Source organism: Endozoicomonas sp. SESOKO3 (genome assembly GCF_024606255.1).
In genome coordinates, this window is the sequence record NZ_JAHHPR010000454.1 from 1 (window position 1) to 4,174 (window position 4,174).

Annotated in this window: 3 protein-coding genes; all 3 read right to left on the reverse strand. The window is 48.3% G+C overall.

What is annotated here, in order from left to right; all coding sequences use genetic code 11:
- Positions 1-17 precede the first annotated feature (17 nt).
- The 3 genes from KDK18_RS07790 to KDK18_RS07800 all read right to left on the reverse strand — a co-directional run bounded on the left by KDK18_RS07790 (position 18) and on the right by KDK18_RS07800 (position 4,041).
- The gene (locus KDK18_RS07790; protein ID WP_257254338.1) at positions 18-779 is read right to left on the reverse strand and encodes a hypothetical protein; all 762 of its coding nucleotides are present in this window, start codon (positions 777-779) and stop codon (positions 18-20) included.
- A 92-nt stretch (positions 780-871) separates the two neighbouring features.
- A complete protein-coding gene (locus KDK18_RS07795; protein ID WP_257254339.1) occupies positions 872-3,307 on the reverse strand; it encodes a TcfC E-set like domain-containing protein in 2,436 nt (811 codons plus the stop codon).
- A gap of 203 nt (positions 3,308-3,510) precedes the next feature.
- Positions 3,511-4,041, reverse strand: coding sequence for a hypothetical protein (locus KDK18_RS07800; RefSeq protein ID WP_257254340.1), 531 nt, complete (start codon positions 4,039-4,041; stop codon positions 3,511-3,513).
- Positions 4,042-4,174: the final 133 nt, after the last annotated feature.

The following is a 4,174-nucleotide window of genomic DNA, read 5'->3' on the forward strand; positions in this document are numbered from 1 at the left end:
GAGCGTTTGAATCAGCGTCATCCGTTTGAGATATGGACGGGGTTGCTATGGAGGCCCCCTTGCCCAACTCTTAACTGATAACCCACCCGACCTGATAAAAGAAAAGCACCCGTCAACCCAGTGGCTCTGACAGTGAAGTCAGATCCGCTTTGAGTGTATACACAAAAATCCATATTACCCTGAAGATTCTTGTCACTAAGCGCCATGTCTTTAAGGCCACTGATCTGGATGCGATCAGGAATTTTCAGCTCAAAGATAAGGTCAGTGTTATCGGTATAAGGAATAAAACCACCACTCTCCATGCCTTTGAGCTTTAATACCGCCTGATAATTTCCGGGTTGACGCCCTTCTAACTCGATAGCATTCACCTTGACCGATACTTGCCCTCCAACCTGTCTCCAAGTCCCCGGAGCCAGGAATGTCGAACTCGTATCCGGAATATTGCTACCATCTTTTAGCAACAATGAATTTACCCCCTGCTCAAAGACCACCCGGGACATTTCTATAGCAGGAGCACTCCCTGAAGAGATGAAATCAAAACCAGAAGCTTCAATGGTGTAATCTTCAGATTGTCGAAACCAGCCGCAGCGAGGAAAGCGCGACCCAAGACCGGTGCCATTGCACGACTGCAACTGCAAAGGTAGGTCGATGTCAACATCCCCACCGGCCCAGGTAACAAGCGGCGCAGTATACTGAGGCTGACCAAAAACGAAAAAGCCCGAAGCTGTGTTAGCTAATGTCAGTGCAATTAGCGCAAGTACTCCTCTGAGAAACATCATAAGAAAACAACATCTGCTTTATTTTGACCGGACCCCAACTTTAACCATCGAAGTATCGCTGTACAACCGAGTATCATTAATACTCAGGAGCCTTACCGTTCGCCATTGGTCAACTGGCCTTGAAGATCGGGACCACAATCATACTCGGAAAGATCCAGGGTTCCCATTCTTAGTATGTACTGCTTGTCATCCGGTACGACGGGCACAGTGCATTGCCAACCATTCTCGAGTTCAATCCTCAACTCATGAGTATCTGAGCGGGCTTCTATCTGGAACATGCCAATATCGTCCGAACTGGCAGGATAAAGTCCTCCAATAATCCGAGCTCCGTCCAGAGGCTTACCCTTCATCAACAAGCGACCAAAAAGCAGTCTCAGGGGTATAGCCTCATAGTCCAGCGTCACGACGTTGCCGGGATACAGGGTGACACGTCGCTCCCGCTCATCAAAACTGTAGAGCGTATCCCCTGAAGGCGACAGGGTTACGGTATATTGTTCAAAAGGTGCCAGCGGGATCACCGACGGTCTGTCTGCCACGGCGTAGCCTCTCCTGTGACCATCAATGGTTACATCAAACACGTCACCTTCACGACCTTTCAGATTGACCACCAGAGCACTCTCCGCCACTCGCTCTCCACCCATAGCCACAACATTGCCATCGGTCAGAAAGCTGGTGCTGAAACTGCCGTTATAGTTAGTAACCCGATTGGCCTCTGTTGAACGATGGTTAACCGTCAATGCTGCTTTGCCAAAACGGTCACCGTATTGCAAGACACCATCAAGTCTTCGTTCGCCACTTCCCGCTTCTGCAGAGACAGTAGAAATCAGCTGACCATCATAAAGGTCACCATCATCCCAGGAGGCTGACAGCCTCATTTTTTCTGTTCTGTCTTCCAGGCCGTTAGTGTCTTGAACCTCAGCCCGGGGGTTAACCCGGAAAGTCCATCGATCCTGACGAAATCGCCACTCCAGACTCAACAATGCTACTGAGTTACCTTCTGACTCACTGAAACTGAAAGTAACATTCGTATCGTAATCCAGCGTTCTGAAAACGGTAGCGGTATAACTCACTCCGTGGGTTTCTGTTCTGCCATCGTTATTATTTCTATTACTGCTGAATCGGTAATTGGCAGCGCCTCTCCAGAGGGGTACTGCAATAGAAAAACTGCTTTGCTCAAAAGCATCACCGATCAATGCCGGGCGATCGGAATTTTCCACTTCACTATCGTCCCTCCAGAGTCGTCGATAACTGCCATTCAAAGAGGCGTTGCCCAGCCAGGTTCTGGCTATGAGAGTCATACCATAGCTGCCATTATCTGCCAGCATCACCGAGGGTGATAACTCATAACGATAGCCCAACTTGAATAGCCCCAGCTCAAGCAATGAAGTATCTAAAGTAGCGGCAGCAGACAAAGTCCCTGCCACCGTCTCAAAAATTCTCCGACTCACACCGGCCCGGGTCAACCACTGTTGAGTACTATCAGGCAGAACCCCATCAAAAACCGATGTCATCACACGCCCGGTCTCAGCAAAAAACAGCCATTCACCTTCAGGCGGTAGTTGAAACTGCTTGGCAAAGAAACGGGTTTCCTCAGACTGAAGGTTACCCTGCTCATCCAGAATCCGGATGTCTATATCGTAGGCACCCGTGGGAAAAGTAGTGGTATTCAGAGCCTGAAGACCCGCTTCAAGAAAATAAGACGCAATCAGTCGTCCATCTCGTCTGACTTCAACCCTGCCCCTGAGCGGCATAAAGATATCGATCGGCATACCGCCACTGAAATCGGTATCTTCTCTGGTGTTATCAGAAGTCCGAAACCGGGCTCCGACAAGGGGCTGATCAGACGTAAAATTGAGGCCAAACCCCCGACTTGAAAGCAGGCCAACATCGTACTCAAAGCCTTCAAAATCCCTCTGACCGTATAGCTGATTGACCGAGAAGTCTTGAGACTTTGAATAGTCCCAGCTCCACAACACACTATTTTCATGATAAGAGAGCAGCGTCAGGCCGTACAAAGTATAGTCACTGCCATTGGCATCTTCAGATATACCGGTTACTGCTGCCGAAAAGTTTTGCATCATGGCAAAGCCTGAGTCAGAAGGCGGCAGGTATTTTCTGACATCGGCAGCTCGGGTTAACAGGAAGCGGGGATTAACAAACACATCGACCCTGAAGCGGGATTCATCAAAAATCACACCGGCAACGGGAGGGTTAAGAACACCACAATCTTTGGTGACACCGGGCGGACAAATAGCCTCAGTATGGGTATTCAACTCGCCGGATAAAGCCGAAGCCAAAAAAACAGGATCGTTCACCGAACCGATAAGGCGAACCACATCATTAACATTGGAAAGGGTAACTTCACCGGGTTGGAAGGTAGCCAGCTGGGAGGTTAAATAGCGGTTGCCATAATAAATATCCACCAGCGATCGCTGAGGCTGACTAAGGGTCTCAAAACCTTTGGGAGCTTTATTCTGGGCAAGAAAAAGCGCCTGATTGGCCATAGTTTTCGAGCAAACAAAAACCATGAGCAACGCAACACATAAAATGTCAACGCATTTCCATTTTGTCATGGCCCGAAACAATCATTTTCGTTACTGCTCTGATACTTAATTACCTGACAGAGGTACTTTACACCGAGGGCCGACTCAGGGCTGTTACTCAGCGCCGCTTTCATATTTTTTGGAAAGCCAGTGACCAGACCAGAGTCAACTTTACCGGCCATTAGGGATTAAATAGCTGTGACTACGACTGTGACAGTGTCTGAATATACGCCTACACTTTTACCTTTATAGTCCGCTTCTTTAATGTCTACAGTAATTTTAGAGTCCAGAGCAGCATCACAAGTGTTACCTCCAATAGGGCCATCTCTTTTAAAATCACCTGCCACAGCACCCGACACCAACTGACCCGCTCCCCAGACCTGATCCGCCGCACCACCTTTCTGAGAATAGGTCAACAAATAAGGGATTTCGTCTGCAGGACCTGCTCCTGATGGTTCCAATGTAAAATTATGGTCGCTTGCCAGACTGACTTCGTATCGTTCAACATTTGAATCAACACAGGAAGGAGTGAAACCAGTGAGATCACCGGTAGTGGCAGAGGTGGTATTGAAAGTTACGTCCACCAGAGCAAAGAGCCTCATTTGAACCTCGTTTCTAAGAAAGATATCAAACTTGCCGGTAGATGAGTCTGCAGTCGGTCCTGTTGGGTTCTCAGCTGCCTGAAGCCCGGAAGAGAACAGTCCCGCCGATAGCGCCACACTTTTAACTACTTCTTTAATTGCATCTGTTTCTCCTTTACCTAAGCTGTTTTTAATACGTTTTGTTTCTACGCCCCAGGTACTTTAAGACACCCTGAGTTCAATGCCTCTTTTCAAACTTTGATTGCAACAG